The organism is Gilliamella apicola (genome assembly GCF_000599985.1).
In the GTDB taxonomy this organism is placed as follows: Bacteria; Pseudomonadota; Gammaproteobacteria; order Enterobacterales; family Orbaceae; genus Gilliamella; species Gilliamella apicola.
The window spans coordinates 420,122-437,501 of record NZ_CP007445.1 but is presented as its reverse complement, the minus strand read 5'-3'; the positions used below and the strand labels follow the sequence as shown (position 1 = coordinate 437,501).

At 35.5% G+C, this 17,380-nt stretch carries 12 protein-coding genes; 3 read left to right on the top strand and 9 right to left on the bottom strand.

Features of this window, described 5'->3' with window-relative positions; translation table 11 throughout:
• Nucleotides 1–4 precede the first annotated feature (4 nt).
• On the bottom strand, nt 5–1,534 hold the full coding sequence (locus GAPWK_RS02050; RefSeq protein ID WP_025314632.1) for a spermine/spermidine synthase domain-containing protein: 1,530 nt from the start codon (nt 1,532–1,534) through the stop codon (nt 5–7).
• Nucleotides 1,535–2,234: 700 nt separating this feature from the next.
• Here GAPWK_RS02050 and gltB point away from each other — a divergent pair.
• A complete protein-coding gene (gltB, locus tag GAPWK_RS02045) occupies nt 2,235–6,692 on the top strand; it encodes a glutamate synthase large subunit (RefSeq protein ID WP_025314631.1) in 4,458 nt (1,485 codons plus the stop codon).
• Between the two features lie 12 nt (nt 6,693–6,704).
• Nucleotides 6,705–8,117 carry an FAD-dependent oxidoreductase gene (locus tag GAPWK_RS02040; protein ID WP_025314630.1) on the top strand — a complete coding sequence of 471 codons (1,413 nt, stop codon included), beginning with the start codon at nt 6,705–6,707 and terminating at the stop codon, nt 8,115–8,117.
• A 108-nt stretch (nt 8,118–8,225) separates the two neighbouring features.
• Here GAPWK_RS02040 and GAPWK_RS02035 read toward each other — a convergent pair whose 3' ends face one another.
• The 4 genes from GAPWK_RS02035 to mazG form a co-directional block, all read right to left on the bottom strand.
• The gene (locus GAPWK_RS02035; protein WP_051516219.1) at nt 8,226–8,573 is read right to left on the bottom strand and encodes a hypothetical protein; all 348 of its coding nucleotides are present in this window, start codon (nt 8,571–8,573) and stop codon (nt 8,226–8,228) included.
• Between the two features lie 194 nt (nt 8,574–8,767).
• On the bottom strand, nt 8,768–9,460 hold the full coding sequence (locus GAPWK_RS02030) for a glutathione S-transferase family protein (protein WP_025314629.1): 693 nt from the start codon (nt 9,458–9,460) through the stop codon (nt 8,768–8,770).
• Between the two features lie 94 nt (nt 9,461–9,554).
• Nucleotides 9,555–9,995, bottom strand: coding sequence for a hypothetical protein (locus GAPWK_RS02025; RefSeq protein WP_025314628.1), 441 nt, complete (start codon nt 9,993–9,995; stop codon nt 9,555–9,557).
• A 6-nt stretch (nt 9,996–10,001) separates the two neighbouring features.
• Nucleotides 10,002–10,790, bottom strand: a complete 789-nt coding sequence (mazG, locus tag GAPWK_RS02020) for a nucleoside triphosphate pyrophosphohydrolase (protein ID WP_025314627.1) — start codon at nt 10,788–10,790, stop codon at nt 10,002–10,004.
• Nucleotides 10,791–11,018: 228 nt separating this feature from the next.
• Between mazG and GAPWK_RS02015 the strand changes: the two genes are divergently transcribed.
• Nucleotides 11,019–13,022: an OPT family oligopeptide transporter gene (locus GAPWK_RS02015; protein WP_025314626.1), complete on the top strand. Its 2,004-nt coding sequence runs from the start codon at nt 11,019–11,021 to the stop codon at nt 13,020–13,022.
• Between the two features lie 48 nt (nt 13,023–13,070).
• Here the strand turns inward: GAPWK_RS02015 and GAPWK_RS02010 are convergent, their stop codons facing one another.
• The 4 genes from GAPWK_RS02010 to gudD form a co-directional block, all read right to left on the bottom strand.
• Complete coding sequence (locus tag GAPWK_RS02010; protein ID WP_025314625.1) at nt 13,071–14,219, bottom strand: glycerate kinase; 1,149 nt, start codon at nt 14,217–14,219, stop codon at nt 13,071–13,073.
• A gap of 62 nt (nt 14,220–14,281) precedes the next feature.
• Nucleotides 14,282–15,184, bottom strand: a complete 903-nt coding sequence (gene garR, locus GAPWK_RS02005) for a 2-hydroxy-3-oxopropionate reductase (RefSeq protein ID WP_330981645.1) — start codon at nt 15,182–15,184, stop codon at nt 14,282–14,284.
• Between the two features lie 14 nt (nt 15,185–15,198).
• Nucleotides 15,199–15,969 carry a 2-dehydro-3-deoxyglucarate aldolase gene (garL, locus tag GAPWK_RS02000; RefSeq protein WP_025314623.1) on the bottom strand — a complete coding sequence of 257 codons (771 nt, stop codon included), beginning with the start codon at nt 15,967–15,969 and terminating at the stop codon, nt 15,199–15,201.
• Between the two features lie 47 nt (nt 15,970–16,016).
• Nucleotides 16,017–17,351, bottom strand: coding sequence for a glucarate dehydratase (gene gudD, locus GAPWK_RS01995; protein WP_025314622.1), 1,335 nt, complete (start codon nt 17,349–17,351; stop codon nt 16,017–16,019).
• Between the last annotated feature and the right edge of the window lie 29 nt (nt 17,352–17,380).

Below are 17,380 nucleotides of genomic sequence, written 5' to 3'. Positions count from 1 at the left end.
TTCCTTATTTTTTTCCCAAAAGTCCATATTTATATTCTGTTATCATATTGCTATCAGTAATGATTTCCAGATCTCGTCCCAAATTTTTAAGCTTTTCAAACTCATCTAACGTTAATAGTTGTGTCGATAAAGTTTCTTTGTATGCTCCGTTCTCACGCTGTTTGGATTCTTCATTAAACAAAGGTTTACCGTCTAAAATTAACTTATCAAGACGATCTTTTGCTACCACTTCATCGATTTTAATCATCGAATCAGAAGCATAAATAAAGCCAAGTTTACCCCAATAAGCATATTTAAAGACAGATTGTGCTGTTTTCAATGTATCAGGTGAACGGGTACTATTAAATGCCAAAATACCACCAGGATTTAATGAGTTTTCCGCGATTTTCATCATCTCTTGGGATAATAAATTTGATGTTCCTGAACGCCAATGATAAGTAGTATTCATAATGATCAAATCATACTTTTTACTACTATTTCGTTTTAACCAGCGTCGGCCATCATCAATATAAATATTAATTTTAGGATCATTTAATATTGGTGAAACAACAGGATATTGTTTAATTATATCTATATAGCCTTTATTGATTTCAATAGCATCTATGGTTTCTAAAGTCGGAAAACTTGATAAAGCACGAGTCCAAGCACCTGCGCTAACACCTATAACGAGTACTTTTTTAGGATTTGGGTGAACTGCAGCTAATAAATAAAGTCGATTCAGGTCATTTATATCATTATCTGGGTCTATATTTATCATACCATCATAAATATTATTACCTAATACAATATTTTTCATGCCTTCTTTATCATCGTTGACAATATGAATTATACCGTAGCGATTTTCAACATAAGTATTCACAGATATTTCATCTTTTCCATATACATTTTTGAAAATATAATCAGTATGTTTATCTACTAAATAAAAGCAACCGCAACCAAGCATAACAATAGTAGCCATAGAACTTACTGACTTTTTTACTGCCATCAAACTACCTATTAAAATACAAACGATACCTATTAAAATAAACATTGATGAAATAGAGACATAATCAAGGAGAATACCACCAATTAATAAACTACCAAGCGTCGAACCAATAATATTAAAGAAATAGACTTTTGAAACAGATGCTCCTACTTTACCATTTGCAATATTCGTACCTAAATGGTGTACAATTGGGAATAATATTGCTTTTAAAGCTGCCACAAAAAATATTAATATAATACAGACAAATAAAGGCAACTCTATAGCGTGATTTTGAGATATTTGTAAAATAATAAATGGAATAGCTATATCAATAAAACCTGCAAAAATTAAAACCATTCCACCAGCAAAAAATAGATTAGAATAACGGGTGCAAATTGTCTTACCTTTACTCGCTCCAAAAGCAATACCTAGTAGAAAGAAAAACAATACAAGTGCAAAAGCGAAAGGAGCACCTCCTAACATAAAGCTAATTACTCTAAACCATAACATTTCTTGACCTAAACTCATAAGGCCAACTAAAAGCGAAATAGACCAAGCAAAGTATTTCATCATTTTTTCCTAAAATACAATTATTATTTAATAAATTGACTTACTAATTAATATTAGTTTAAAAATCAAACTTCCCCCACCTAAATGTAAAGATTTAGTTAACGATTAAACAATTAATTAACAACTTTTGCAAGTCTATTTTCGTAAACCAAACATATTTCATAACGCATTACACTACTAGAAGCAAATCAATAATGTTCAGTAATATCAAACATATCTAAGACCATGTTTGATCAATTTATACATTTATTTACTAATTTTTTCCTGAATTTAGTAATTTGTTACATACAACAAACCATAAAGATAAATAATAATTATCTATATAGATTTAAGAATGATTTTCTAATTATTATTTTTTAAAAAATATTCATATTAATGATTCTAAGAAAAGTAACTAATATTTAAATTAATAAAAAAGTAACTTTAACCTGACACTTTTCTACAAAAAAGAAGAAGAACTTATACTTAATAAATTGAATATAGCTATAAAAAAAATTAATTTATTTATAAATAATTAAAAATCATAATAATAAATACAATTATTAGCTTCATTAATAACTTTGATATAAGTTATTAGAAGATTGACTTATAAGTAATATTTATTTGACCAAAATACTATTTTTCTTTAATTTCTTAGTCATTATGGGATTAAAGCCTATTTTTTCTTAAATTATAAAAGCGATGAATTAGAGGCAATGATATGTTATATAACCAGCATCATGAAAAAGATAACTGCGGATTTGGTTTAATTGCTCATATTGAAGGGCAACCAAGTCATAAAGTGGTGCGTACTGCAATACACGGGCTTGCCAGAATGCAACACCGAGGAGCCATTCTATCAGACGGTAAAACTGGTGATGGTTGTGGTCTTTTATTACAAAAACCTGATCGTTTTTTTAGACTAGTTGCACAAGAAGCTGGCTGGCGTTTAGCTACCAATTATGCTGTTGGTATGCTATTTTTAAGTCAAGACGAAAAAGAAGCACAAGCTAGCCGTGATATTGTCGAAGAAGAACTTGCTAATGAAACATTATCTATTTTAGGTTGGCGTGAAGTACCTATCGATAAAAGTGTTTTAGGCGAAATCGCCTTATCATCACTACCACGAATTGAACAAGTTTTTGTCAATGCCCCTGCTGGATGGACTAAAATTGATTTAGAGCGCCGTTTATATATGGTACGTCGCCGCATTGAAAAACGAGTACAAGATGATACCTTTTATGTATGCAGTTTTTCAAATCAGGTTAATATCTATAAAGGTCTTTGCATGCCTAAAGATTTACCTCGATTTTATTTAGATTTGGCGGATCTACGTATGGAAACAGCAATCTGTTTATTCCATCAACGATTTTCAACCAATACAGTTCCTCGTTGGCCACTTGCCCAACCTTTTAGACATTTAGCCCATAATGGTGAAATTAATACCATTGAAGGTAATAGGCAATGGGCAAAAGCACGTTCTTATAAATTTAAAACCCCATTGATACCCGATCTACAAGATGCTGCACCTTTCGTAAATGTTACGGGTTCGGATTCAAGTTCATTAGATAATATGCTTGAACTATTTTTAGTAGGCGGTATGGATATAGTGCGTGCTATGCGCCTACTTGTGCCACCTGCATGGCAAAATAATCCTGACATGAACGAAGACTTACGTGCCTTTTTTGATTTTAATTCAATGCATATGGAACCATGGGATGGCCCAGCAGGTATTGTTATGTCTGACGGACGTTACGCAGCCTGTAATTTAGATCGTAATGGTTTGCGTCCTGCTCGTTATGTCATTACCACCGATAAGCTCATCACCTGCGCATCAGAAATTGGTATTTGGGATTATCAACCTGACGAAGTTGTCGCTAAAGGACGCGTTGGCCCAGGCGAACTGATGGTAATTGATACTGAAGAAGGTCGTATTTTACAATCATCAGAAACTGATAACGATCTACAAAAACGTCATCCATATAAAGAATGGATGGCTAAAAACGTGAAGCGACTTATTCCTCTTGAAGATTTACCCGATGAAAATATTGGTTCACGCACCTATGATGATGTATTACTTGCTACCTATCAAAAACAATTTGGTTATAGTAGTGAAGAACTTGAACAATGTATCCGAGTTTTAGGTGAAAACGGTCAAGAAGCGACAGGCTCTATGGGAGATGATACGCCATTTGCGGTACTATCAAGCAGACCACGCCTGATTTATGATTACTTCAGACAAAAATTTGCCCAAGTCACCAATCCTCCAATCGATCCATTGCGTGAAGCGCACGTAATGTCACTTTCTACCAGCATTGGACGTGAAATGAATGTTTTTGCTGAAGCAGAAGGACAAGCGCATCGTGTGGCATTTAAATATCCGGTTTTAGTTCATTCAGATCTTGAGCAGTTAATCGCTTTAGAATCTCGTTACTATAAATCTGAAAAACTTGATATGACTTATGACATTGACGGTAGTTTGCGCGATGCAATTGAACAGTTATGCGGTGATGCTGAAGCAAAAGTACGTAATGGTACAGTATTACTTATTCTATCAGATAAAAATATTGCAGCAGATCGCTTACCTATTCCTGCACCTATGGCATTGGGAGCCGTACAGCAACGCTTAGTCGAAAAGAATTTACGTTGTGATGCAAATATTATTGTAGAAACAGGTAGTTGCCGTGACCCACATCAATTCGCCGTACTTATCGGTTTTGGTGCTACTGCTATTTACCCTTATTTAGCATACGAAACGTTAGCAAAAATGGTTGATAATGGCACTATTAATAAATCCTACCGCGAAGTTATTTTGAATTATCGTAATGGGATTAATAAAGGTTTATATAAAATCATGTCTAAAATGGGTATCTCAACCGTTGCATCTTATCGATGTTCAAAACTTTTTGAAGTAGTCGGATTACATAAAGATGTGGTTGACCTCTGCTTCCAAGGAGTCACTAGTCGCATCAGTGGCGCTAATTTTGATGATTTTGCTCAAGACCAATTTAATTTATCAAAAAGTGCTTGGTTACGTCGTAAACCATTAGATCAAGGTGGATTACTCAAATTTGTCTATGGTGGCGAATATCATGCTTATAATCCCGATGTCGTACAATCGTTACAATTGGCTGTCAACAATGGCAACTATGAAGATTATAAACGTTATGCAGATATCGTTAATAATCGACCTGTTGCTACATTGCGTGATTTATTAAAACTTAATCCACCTGAAAATGGGGCTATTGCACTTGATGAAGTTGAACCTGAAGAATCATTGTTTAAACGTTTCGACTCGGCAGCAATGTCAATTGGCGCACTTAGCCCAGAAGCGCACGAATCACTTGCAACAGCAATGAATACTTTAGGTGGTTATTCAAATTCTGGTGAGGGAGGAGAAGATCCTGCGCGCTATAACTCCATCAAAGTTTCTCGTATTAAACAAGTGGCATCAGGTCGTTTTGGGGTTACGCCTGGTTATTTAATGAGTGCCGATGTAATTCAAATTAAAGTGGCACAAGGTGCTAAACCAGGTGAAGGAGGTCAACTACCGGGTGATAAAGTCACACCTTATATTGCTAAATTACGTTTTTCAGTCCCTGGTGTAACCCTAATTTCACCACCGCCTCATCACGACATTTACTCTATTGAGGATTTAGCTCAGCTAATTTTCGATTTAAAACAAATTAACCCAAATGCAATGATTTCAGTTAAATTGGTTTCAGAGCCAGGAGTAGGAACCATTGCAACTGGCGTGGCTAAAGCTTATGCCGATTTAATCACTATTTCGGGTTATGATGGTGGAACAGGAGCGAGTCCATTAACATCAGTTAAATATGCTGGCTCACCATGGGAACTAGGACTTGTTGAAACCCAACAATCTTTAGTTGCAAACGGATTACGTCACAAAATACGTTTACAAGTTGATGGTGGATTAAAAACTGGTACAGATATTGTAAAAGCCGCTATTTTAGGTGCAGAAAGCTTTGGCTTTGGTACAGGGCCAATGGTTGCCTTAGGCTGTAAATATTTGCGTATTTGTCATCTTAATAATTGTGCAACTGGTGTTGCTACCCAAGATGAAAAATTACGGAGGGAGCATTATCATGGTTTGCCTGAAAAAGCGATGAATTATTTCCGCTTTATTGCACGTAATACCCGAGAAGTTATGGCTGAGCTTGGTGTAAGTCGTATTGTTGATTTAATCGGACGGACAGATCTTCTTTTAGAACTGGACGGCATTACCGCTAAACAACAAAAACTGGATTTATCAGGTCTGCTCGAAACAGCAACACCACATGAAGGTAAACCAGTTTACTGCATTGAAGATAATAAACCATTTGATAAAGGTGTGCTCAATAAAGAGATCATCACACAAACCCAACAGTTTGTAGATGCTCGTCAAAGTAAAAGTTTCTACTTTGATATTCAAAATACAGACCGTTCTGTGGGCACTAGTCTATCGGGCTATATTGCCAAAAAATATGGTGATCAAGGTTTAGTATCAGAACCAATCTCATTAAACTTCAATGGCACAGCCGGTCAAAGTTTTGGTGTATGGAATGCTGGTGGCGTGGATTTAACCCTAACAGGTGATGCCAACGACTATGTTGGGAAAGGCATGGCTGGCGGTCGCATTGTGATTCGTCCACCTCAAGGCTCAGCGTTTTTAAGTCATGAAGCAACTATTGCTGGAAATACCTGTCTCTATGGCGCAACAGGAGGTAAATTATACGCAGCAGGTCGAGCTGGCGAACGTTTTGCTGTACGTAATTCAGGTGCCATTAGTGTGGTTGAGGGCATTGGTGATAACGGTTGTGAGTATATGACTGGCGGTATTGTTTGTGTACTAGGTAAAACTGGAGTTAACTTTGGTGCAGGAATGACCGGTGGCTTTGCTTACATCTTAGATATTGATGGTGATTTTGATAAACGCATTAATAAAGAGTTAGTTGAAATGTTAAATGTTGCTGATTACCCAATTCATGAAGAACATCTTCGTGGCTTAATCATGGAACATGCTCAACTGACCAATTCATCTCGTGCAGAAGAAATCTTAGCTAATTGGCAAGCATTTGCTAAACAATTTGTATTAGTTAAACCGAAATCCAGCGATGTAAAAGCACTACTTGGGCATCGTAGTCGTTCATCAGCAGAACTACGCGTTCAGGCACAATAAGGAGAACACGAAATGAGTCAAAATGTTTATCAGTTTATCGATTTACAACGTGTTGATCCGCCTAAAAAATCGCTAAACATCCGTAAAATAGAATTTGTCGAAATCTATGAAGGCTTTTCAGCTTCGCAGTCTCAAGCGCAAGCTGATCGTTGCTTAGCATGTGGTAATCCATATTGTGAGTGGCGATGCCCTGTGCATAACTATATTCCTAATTGGCTAAAATTAGTTAACGAAGGCAAAATTTTAGAAGCAGTTGAACTATCTCACCAAACGAATAGTTTACCTGAAGTTTGTGGACGCGTTTGCCCGCAAGACCGACTTTGTGAAGGTTCTTGTACTCTTAATGCAGAATTTGGTGCAGTTACCATTGGTAATATTGAACGTTATATCACTGATGAAGCATTCAAAATGGGATGGAAACCGAATCTATCAAATGTCGAAAAAACTGGATTAAAAGTGGCGATTATTGGCGCTGGTCCAGCAGGTCTTGCATGTGCTGATGTCTTAGTACGTAATGGGGTTACACCAGTGGTTTTTGATCGTCATCCTGAAATTGGTGGATTGTTAACGTTTGGTATTCCTGCCTTTAAATTAGATAAAGAAGTATTAATTAACCGTCGTCGTATTTTTACCGAAATGGGTGTTGAATTCAGATTAAACACCGAAGTTGGCAAAACGATACAACTAGCTGATTTACTAGATGAATTTGCAGCGGTCTTTATTGGCACAGGTACATATCAATCTATGCGTGCAGGGCTTGAAAATGAAGATGCAAATGGTGTCTATGATGCATTACCATTTTTGATTGCTAATACTAAGCACATTATGAAACATGAGCAAACACAAGATACACCATATGTTGACATGAAAAATAAACGTGTCGTCGTATTAGGTGGTGGCGATACCGCCATGGATTGTGTGCGAACCTCTATCCGTCAAGGTGCGACCGAAGTAACATGTGCTTATCGTCGTGATGAAGCCAATATGCCAGGCTCTAAACGTGAAGTTAAAAATGCCAAAGAAGAAGGCGTACAATTCCAATTTAATGTGCAACCGCTTAGCATTGAAATCAATAAAACGGGACAAGTTACGGGTGTGAAAATGGTAAGAACTGAGCTTGGTGAACCCGATGCCAAAGGTCGTCGATCACCGGTGGTTATTGAAGGTTCTGAATTTGTTCTTCCTGCCGATGCTGTAGTTATGGCCTTTGGATTTAAACCACATGCTATGCCATGGCTAGCCGAGCATGGTGTTGATTTTGACGATAAAGGACGAATAATCGCACCTGAAATAAAAGGTTATCAAACAACCAATGCCAAAATCTTTGCAGGTGGCGATGCGGTTCGTGGTTCTGATTTAGTTGTAACGGCAATTAGCGAAGGCCGTAAAGCTGCTGCGGGTATCTTGGATTATTTAGAAGTATAATTGCTAATTTTTTAATAAAAGTAAAACCCGCTTTAATATAAGCGGGTTTTTAATTATAGATAAATTCATTTCAGCAATAGTCTATCCAATAATGAATAATGTAAAAAATTAAGCCAATTCTGCATCTACTACTGGTTGTTCATTTCCATATTCATCAATTAAAAAAATTGATACCCAATCAACACCATCACAGAGTAGCTGTTGCCACGTGATTTTACGCTCATCAATTAAGTTCACATTGCCATTTTCATCTAAGTCATAAAGTTCTTTCTCAGAATCATAGTCAATACTGTAGCCAAATGTTAATTTTATTTTTGACACAGGCACATTAAGTTTTTCAAGTGATCTATTGTTCTTTTCTTCATTAGATTGACTATCACAAAATATTGCGTTATATCCATGCACCGTTTCATCAAATAGCAATATTTCTTCTTTACTATTAACGGATTTTGCCACAATTTTAATATTGGAAAAAGTCGGTTCTACGCCAGTAATATAGTTATTTTCTAATTCACCCTAATAGTAAATTTCAAACCATTATTCTTTATTGGATGACTGGATAGAAAAAGATGTTACCCCATCAGACTCATCTTCAATAATGTTTATAGCGAACAGTGTTAAATGGGATGGTATTTTCATGTTAATTCGTCTTATCTATGTAAACGATTTGGTTCGTCCATCGCAACAAAAGATTTTTCTTGTAATGCATCATTTATCCAATCTTTAATGCCTTTGGTATTACAAATAATATCAATATAGTTGCTAAGAATTGGGCTTACTGCTATATGATAATGTTTTAATCTTAAGCATAAAGGAGCATAAAAGCCATCGGCTATACTAAAATCACCAAACAAATAGTCACAATTTGATTTTTTCGAGGTTAATAACGAGGATAGCAAATCATCTAAAAACATGATTTCTTTTTTTACATCTAAATGGTCTCGTAATATTATTTGCCCTATTTGAGGAAACTCAGCTTCAATATTCATCGGCAAATAATTTCGAATAGCTTGAAATCCAGAATGCATTTTAGCGACTAAACTTCGAGCGATTGCTCTTTCTTGAGGGTCAGACGGCCATAAAGCTAGGTCGCAATGCTTTTCTGCTAAATATTCACAAATAGCTAAAGAGTCACTAATCACTAAATCTTCATCAATTAAGATAGGTACGGTGCCATATTTTGAAACAGAAAACATTGTCTTTTTGAACAAAGAATCATCATTAAAACTATCAAATTTAACGAGCTTTTCATTAAAAGGAATATCAAAATATCTCATTACAACCCAAGGGCGCATAGACCATGTTGAGTAATTTTTATTGCCGATATAAAGTGTATAATTCATGTTCAATATCCCTTTTAACAAAATTAATTAAAATCGAAAAACTTGTTCGCTAACCAATTTTTCTTTTTTAAATAATATTTATTCCAAATGTTATTTATAAATAAACTAAATTGGTACCTTTTTCTGGTTGGAATACAGCTTTTCCAAATTCATCTAGAAAATAAGCAATGTGATCCACTTTATCGCCTAATAAACGACCTTTAACTTTATTCCACGTTAATAATGCTATCGTTGAATCAGGTTCACCGCAAATTAACATAGGTTGTTGAAGTTCATCATTCCAATAAAACTGACCACCATATAATTTATGCGCAGTTAATAACAGATAACAGCCATATTCTTGCGATATCATATTCAATTGTTCTTCTGGCAGACCAAAACTTTTATCAGCCATTTCTCCAATGATCATCTCAACAACAGTAATGCTTTTTTCGGAGTAGTCAAGTTGGTTAATACTCCAAGTTGGACTATGTAAAATAGCATTTTGTGCCCATGCTTCGATTTCTTGATACAATTCATTTTTTTGTTCAGTCATTTTGATTCACTTTAAATGTTTATTATTTTGTTCTGATTGCTTCACACTTTGCCATGCATCTTCCATTTCTTCAAGTGTTGCATCGGGTAAAGCTCGATCTTTTTGTTTGAGTATTGATTCTACCTGTTTAAAACGGCGTTCGAATTTTTTATTAGCTTGTTGTAAACATATTTCTGACCTAACTTTTAAATGTCTGGCTAAGTTCACAGTAGCAAAAAACAGATCACCAAGCTCCTCTTCAATTTTTTGATGATCACGTTCAGTTCGATTGAGCTCTTGCTCTACTTCAGCAATTTCTTCTTTTACTTTATCTAATACAGGTTGTAGTTCATCCCAATCAAACCCAACTGATGCACAACGTTTTTGGATTTTTTCGGCTTTCATTAAAGCTGGAATAGAATTAGGTATATCATCTAATATTGAATATTGTGCTCGTTTATCACGTTCCCGTTGTTTTAATTGTTCCCAATTTGGCTTAATAGTAGTATCGTTTGTAAATATATGTGGATGACGATTGACCAATTTATCAGCGACTGAATGGCAAATATCATCAAAATCAAATAAACCTTGTTCACTCGCTAAATCAGCATAAAAAACAATCTGAAATAGTAGATCACCCAGTTCATTTTTAAGTTCGACCATATCTTTTTTTTCTATAGCATCTAAGACTTCATAAGTTTCTTCTAAAGTATATGATTTTAAGGAATCAAAAGTTTGTACTCTATCCCATTCACAACCATCGATAGGATCACGAAGCTGCTTAGTAATAGCTTGTAAGCGTTTTAGTCCGTTCATGATATCGATACCTCTAGGATTTTAACAATAATCCTATATTGTAAATCTTTTAAGTTAAAAACGGTTATTATTTTATACGCGAATTAACACGAATTTTTAGTAAAACGAGTAAAGATTCTCTCGATAATAATAAAAAGTATAAATATTCTGTTATTTATAGAAGTTCTAGTTGATAAAAGCGAATTAAGTATATAATAGCTTCTTATCAAATTAACTTAATGACATAATATGAATAATTTACGAGAACTTACATTAAGAGGCACTATTTTAGGTGCTTTTATCACTGTCATTTTTACTGCATCTAATGTATATCTTGGCTTAAAAGTCGGATTAACATTTTCATCAGCTATACCTGCCGCAGTAATTTCAATGGCAATATTGAGGCTGTTTTCAGGATCGACAATCTTAGAAAATAATATGGTGCAAACCCAAGCTTCCGCTGCGGGCACATTATCTTCAATTATATTTGTTTTACCTGGCTTATTAATGATTGGCTATTGGCAAAGTTTTCCATTTTGGTTAACACTTGCAATTTGTGCCGCTGGTGGAATGCTAGGAGTACTATTTTCAATCCCGTTGCGTCACGTTATGGTGGTCAAAAGTAATTTACCCTATCCAGAAGGTGTTGCTGCTGCCGAAATATTAAAAGCTGGATCAAAGACTGAAGGAAATGACGCTAATGATGGGCTAAAAGATATTTTATTTGGTGGTGTGGTAGCCTCCCTTGTAAGTTTATTCACTAATGGTTTTAGAATTTTGTCAGACAGCACCGCTTATTGGTTTACTGCTGGTAAATCCATTTTTCAACTACCGATGGGCTTTTCGTTAGCTCTTTTGAGTGCTGGTTACTTGATAGGTATTATGTCAGGTATAGCGGTTTTAATTGGAACAATTATTGCTTGGCTATTTGGCATTCCAATTTTAAGTCTAATTAGTGATTATGATTCAAGTCAACCTTTATCACAAATTGCTATGGGATTTTGGGCTAAAGATATTCGCTTTATTGGTGCTGGTACTATTGCTATCGCAGCTATTTGGACACTACTTACTTTAATCAAACCAGTAATTGAAGGCTTAAAAATTTCATTCAAAACCATGCGCTCTGATGTATCAGCGAGCGATATTGCCCCAATGGATCAAGATCTATCACCTAAAACGATATTCTTAATCATGGCTGGTATGTTAATGATTCTACTTATCACCTTTTATGCATTTATTGCTGATAGTGGATTATCATTAGGCGTAGCATGGTCATTAGTCATATGTGCAGTACTATTTGCATTTATTATGGGCTTTTTAGTAGCAGCTGCTTGTGGTTATATGGCAGGATTAGTTGGATCATCCGCGAGTCCAATCTCAGGCATTGCGATTGTAGCGGCTATTATTATTTCACTTATCTTACTTGGTTTAGGCGAAGTAAATGGTATGTTGGACTCTATAGAAGGTACTAATTTTGCAACAGCCCTCGCACTATTTACAACCAGTGCTGTTTTAGCCGTAGCATGTATTTCTAATGATAACCTGCAAGATCTAAAAACTGGTTATTTAGTCCAAGCCACACCATGGAAACAGCAAGTCGCATTATTAATCGGTTGTATTGTTGGCGCTATTGTCATCGCACCTATCTTAGAAATTTTATACAACGCTTATGGTTTCACTGGTGCGGTTCCTCGTCCAGATATGGATCAATCCCAAGTATTAGCAGCACCACAAGCAACTCTTATGACAACCATTGCTAAAGGTATTTTTTCACATAATCTTGATTGGACCATGATCTTAATAGGCTTAGCGGTTGGTGCTGTTATTATTATTATTGACTTAGTTTTAGCTGCTAATAACTCTAAATTTAGATTGCCTGCCCTTGCTGTTGGTTTAGGTATTTACCTACCGCCAAGCATTACTATGCCTATTTTTGTGGGAACAGTATTATCGTGGATTATAAAACGTAATGCTTACGCAAAAGCAAGAACGCTTAAATTGAATCCAGAAGAAGAGTATAAAAAAATCGATCGAAAAGCTGCATTAATTGCTTCAGGTCTGATTGTTGGTGAGAGCTTAGTCGGGGTAATTTTAGCTGTTGTAATTGTAATTAGCATAGCTAGTGGTGGTAGTGATGCTCCACTTGCCATATCAGCTGATTTAGGGGTATTACCTCAATATCTAGGACTCTTAGTTTTTGCATCCATTTGTATATTATTTATTCGCCGAGCATTATCAGTGCTTAAACGATAATTTTATTATGATGCCCTTTATCAGAATAAGATAAAGGGTATTTATAAGCTATTTAAGGGTATTTCCTAATTTAAGTGTTAGGGCAATATTCATTGATGTCTGAAAAAGATTTGCTCTTGCTACCGCAGGTTCTAGAACTTCGGATAAAGTAGCAACTTTACTTAAAATGCTAAACATTGCATTAATCCCATAAGGATAAATGGTTTCTGCTTTATCACCTAAACTTCCAACAATTGCTATAACTGGTTTTTGATATTTTTGAGCAATACGGGCAACGCCTACAGGGACCTTACCATTGATACTTTGATAATCTAATCGTCCTTCACCCGTAATAACTAAATCGGCATTCGAAATAAGCCTATCTAAATTTAAAGTTTCAGTAATAATTTCAATTCCTGGTTTTAGTTTAGCATTCATAAACGCTAATAAAGCTGCTCCCATTCCACCTGCAGCACCTGTTCCTGGAGTAGATTCAATATCGATATTAAAACTATTTTTTATTATTTGGGCAAAATGTTTAAGATTTTTATCAAGTAAATGAACATCGGCGAGTGATGCTCCTTTTTGTGGTCCAAATATAAATGAAGCTCCATTTTCACCCGTTAACGGATTAGTAACATCACAAGCAACTTCAAAATCACAATCTTTAATTCGATGATCAATTTCACTAATGTCAATTTTATCAAGTTCACTTAATGAAATACCGCCATAACCGATTTGATTACCATATTTATTTAAAAGTTTAACACCTAATGCTTGCAACATTCCAGCACCGCCGTCATTAGTTGCACTACCACCTATACCAATGATAAATTTTTTACAACCCTTATCGAGAGCATCTTTGATTAATTCTCCCGTACCATATGAGGTAGTAATTTTAGCATCTCGTTTACTCACAGGTACACGCTCAAGGCCACTTGCTGAAGCCATTTCTATCACAGCTGTTTGTCCATCTCCTGAAATACCATAAAAAGCAAAACCTTTTTCGCCTAATGGATCAGTAATAGATACTGTGATTTTATTACCATTTAATGCATCAACCATTGCATCAACAGTTCCCTCTCCTCCATCAGCAACTGGAATTAAAAAATATTCAGCCTGTGGGTAAACGTTTAAAAATCCGTTTTTAATTATATTAGCAACTTCAATAGCACTTAGGCTTTCTTTAAAAGAATCAGGAGCGATGACAATTTTCATATCTATCCTTATGGAATTAGTCAAAGTTATTGAGTATGTCACCATACTCAATTTTAACCTTATTATTTAATTTCTATTTTCGCTAAGCTCTCATAGTAACGCGCTAAAGCACTATGATCGCATTCTCCCATACCATCAGTTTTAAGGGCTTGCATCATTTCCATTACAGCTGCAGTTAATGGTAATGATGTACCAACACCGTGAGAAGTATCTAAAGCATTTTGTAAATCCTTAATATGTAAATCAATTCTAAAACCTGGTTTAAAGTTACGATTTAAAACCATTGGCGCTTTAGCATCTAATACCGTACTTCCAGCTAATCCTCCACGAATTGCTTGATAAACTAATTCAGGATTTACACCAGCTTTAGTTGCTAATACTAATGCCTCAGACATAGCTGCAATATTCAAAGCAACAATTACTTGATTTGCTAATTTAGTGACATTTCCAGCTCCAATTTCACCTGTGTAAACAACTGAACCTGCCATAGCTTTCATTATGTCATAATGTTTATCAAAGATAGTTTTATCTCCTCCCACCATAACAGATAATGTGCCATCAATTGCTTTTGGTTCTCCACCACTAACAGGCGCATCTAACATTGCCAAGCCTTTTTTAACAACTTCATCATGAATTTCACGACTTGCTAAAGGTGCAATTGAACTCATATCTATGATAGTAGTACCTAGTTTAGCACCATCAATTATACCATTTTCGCCTAAAACAACTTCTTTTACATGTGGTGAATTAGGTAACATAGTAATTATAACGTCACAGAGTTGAGCAACTTCTTTTGCATTTACAGCACTTTGTGCTCCAGCAGCAACAACTTCATCAACTGATGATTGATTTTTATCACACACTACTAATGAATAACCCGCTTTTAACAGGTTTTTGCTCATCGGTTTACCCATAATACCTAAACCAATAAAACCAATTTTCATTTTACTCTCCTTTTTTACAATTAAACTAGTACTAGTTACTTTAAAAACTTATCTGCTAATGCTTGAGTTGAGTTTCTTAACAAACTAAGATCACTACCAACCGCTACGAATGTTGCACCCATTTCAATATAATGATGAGCATCTGCTTCAATCGGTGCTAAAATTCCACATGCTTTACCTTGTGCTTTAGCCACCTCAAAAACATGTTTTATTGCAGTTTGCACCTCGGGATGTTTAGGATTTCCAAAATGTCCTAGTGAAGCAGATAAATCACTTGGTCCAACAAAAATACCATCAATACCATTAACTGCAGTGATTGCTTCAACATTATCAACTGATTGTTGAGTTTCAATTTGTACCATTACACAAATATTTTGATTAATTTTAGTGAAATAATCCGGAATTGTTCCAAATGCATTACTACGGTGAGCAACGGAAACACCTCTTAAACCTTCTGGTGGATAACGAGTATAAGATACAGCTTGTTTAGCTTGCTCGACTGTTTCTATATAAGGGATTAAAAAGTTGTAAAATCCGATATCAAGTAATCTTTTAATTAATACTTGATCATTGCAAGCTGGACGAACAACCGGTGCGCTAATGCTATCTTTTAATGCCATTAATTGTGGTACAAATGTCGTAACATCATTAATGGCATGTTCTCCATCAAGTAACAACCAATCAAAACCAGCTAAACCAAGTATTTCTGTTGAAATTGGATTTCCTAAAGCAGCCCAACAACCAATAAGTTTTTTACGTTCTAACATATCTTGCTTAAATTGGTTGTGGCAGGTTATTTTTTTCATAATTTACCTTTTAAATTCTCGAGTTATTTTTGATAATAATAGTTCAATTATCTAACCAAACATGGTTTTTTATTATCAAACTGCCAGCCAGGAATTAAATATTGCATGGCCATTGCATCATTTCGGTTACCAAGACCCATTTTCTTAAATAACTCATGAGCTTTCATTACTTGATCCATATCAATTTCAATGCCTAATCCTGGTTTTTCAGGAACCTTAATTTTACCATTGATAATTTGTAATGGTTCTTTAGTCAAACGTTGGTTACCTTCCTGCCAAATCCAATGGGTATCAAGTGCTGTTGGGTTACCTGGTGCAGCTGCGCCAACATGTGTGAACATCGCCAACGAGATATCAAAATGGTTATTAGAATGTGAACCCCATGTTAAACCAAATTCATGACACATTTGCGCAACACGGACTGAGCCATTCATGGTCCAAAAGTGTGGATCAGCTAATGGAATATCAACAGATTGTAACGATAATGTATGGCTCATTTGACGCCAATCTGTTGCAATCATATTAGTCGCAGTCGGTAAACCAGTGGCTCGTCGAAACTCAGCCATGACTTCTCGCCCTGAATAACCTTGTTCAGCACCACAAGGATCCTCTGCATATGCCAAAGTATTTTTCAAATATTTACCGATACGAATCGCTTCCTCTAATAACCATCCTCCGTTAGGGTCAAGCGTTACTCGAGCATCTGGGAATTTCTTTTTAATTGCTATTACTGCTTCTGCTTCATCTTCTGCTGATAAAACACCGCCTTTTAATTTAAAATCGCGGAAACCATATTTTTCATAAGTAGCTTCAGCTAATTGTGCAATTTTTTCAGGTGTTAGTGCCTCTTCATGTCGTAAGCGATACCAATCACATTTTTCATCATTCTGACTTTGATAAGGTAAATCTGTTTTGTTGCGATCACCGACATAAAATAAGTATCCTAACATTTCCACTTCATCACGTTGTTGACCATCGCCAAGTAATGATGCGACTGTGACACCTAAATGTTTACCAAGCAGATCTAACATTGCTGCTTCAATCGCAGTAACAACGTGAATTGTTGAGCGTTGATCAAATGTCTGATTGCCTCGACCACCGACATCACGATCAGCAAATTGAAGGCGCACTCGATTCATCACATTTTTGTATTGGCCAATAGATTGACCAACAACTAATGATTTAGCATCTTCTAATGTTTTAGTAACCGTTCCGACGCACGGTACTTCGCCGACACCAATGTTGCCTGAGTTATCTTTTAGGATAACAATATTCCGAGTAAAATACGGTGAATGTGCACCACTTAAATTAAGTAGCATACTGTCATATCCAGCGACTGGATAAACATTCATTTCCGTTATAATTGGCGTTGATAAACTCATAATATTAACCTCTTAAATTTATTGTATTT

Coding starts and splice junctions, on each gene's coding strand:
- GAPWK_RS02040 (WP_025314630.1), top strand. CDS start 6,705: ATGAGTCAAAATGTTTATCAGTTTATCGATTTACAACGTGTTGATCCG.
- mazG (WP_025314627.1), bottom strand. CDS start 10,790: ATGAACGGACTAAAACGCTTACAAGCTATTACTAAGCAGCTTCGTGAT.
- GAPWK_RS02050 (WP_025314632.1), bottom strand. CDS start 1,534: ATGAAATACTTTGCTTGGTCTATTTCGCTTTTAGTTGGCCTTATGAGT.
- garL (WP_025314623.1), bottom strand. CDS start 15,969: ATGAAAAAAATAACCTGCCACAACCAATTTAAGCAAGATATGTTAGAA.
- GAPWK_RS02025 (WP_025314628.1), bottom strand. CDS start 9,995: ATGACTGAACAAAAAAATGAATTGTATCAAGAAATCGAAGCATGGGCA.
- gudD (WP_025314622.1), bottom strand. CDS start 17,351: ATGAGTTTATCAACGCCAATTATAACGGAAATGAATGTTTATCCAGTC.
- GAPWK_RS02010 (WP_025314625.1), bottom strand. CDS start 14,219: ATGAAAATTGTCATCGCTCCTGATTCTTTTAAAGAAAGCCTAAGTGCT.
- gltB (WP_025314631.1), top strand. CDS start 2,235: ATGTTATATAACCAGCATCATGAAAAAGATAACTGCGGATTTGGTTTA.
- GAPWK_RS02015 (WP_025314626.1), top strand. CDS start 11,019: ATGAATAATTTACGAGAACTTACATTAAGAGGCACTATTTTAGGTGCT.
- GAPWK_RS02030 (WP_025314629.1), bottom strand. CDS start 9,460: ATGAATTATACACTTTATATCGGCAATAAAAATTACTCAACATGGTCT.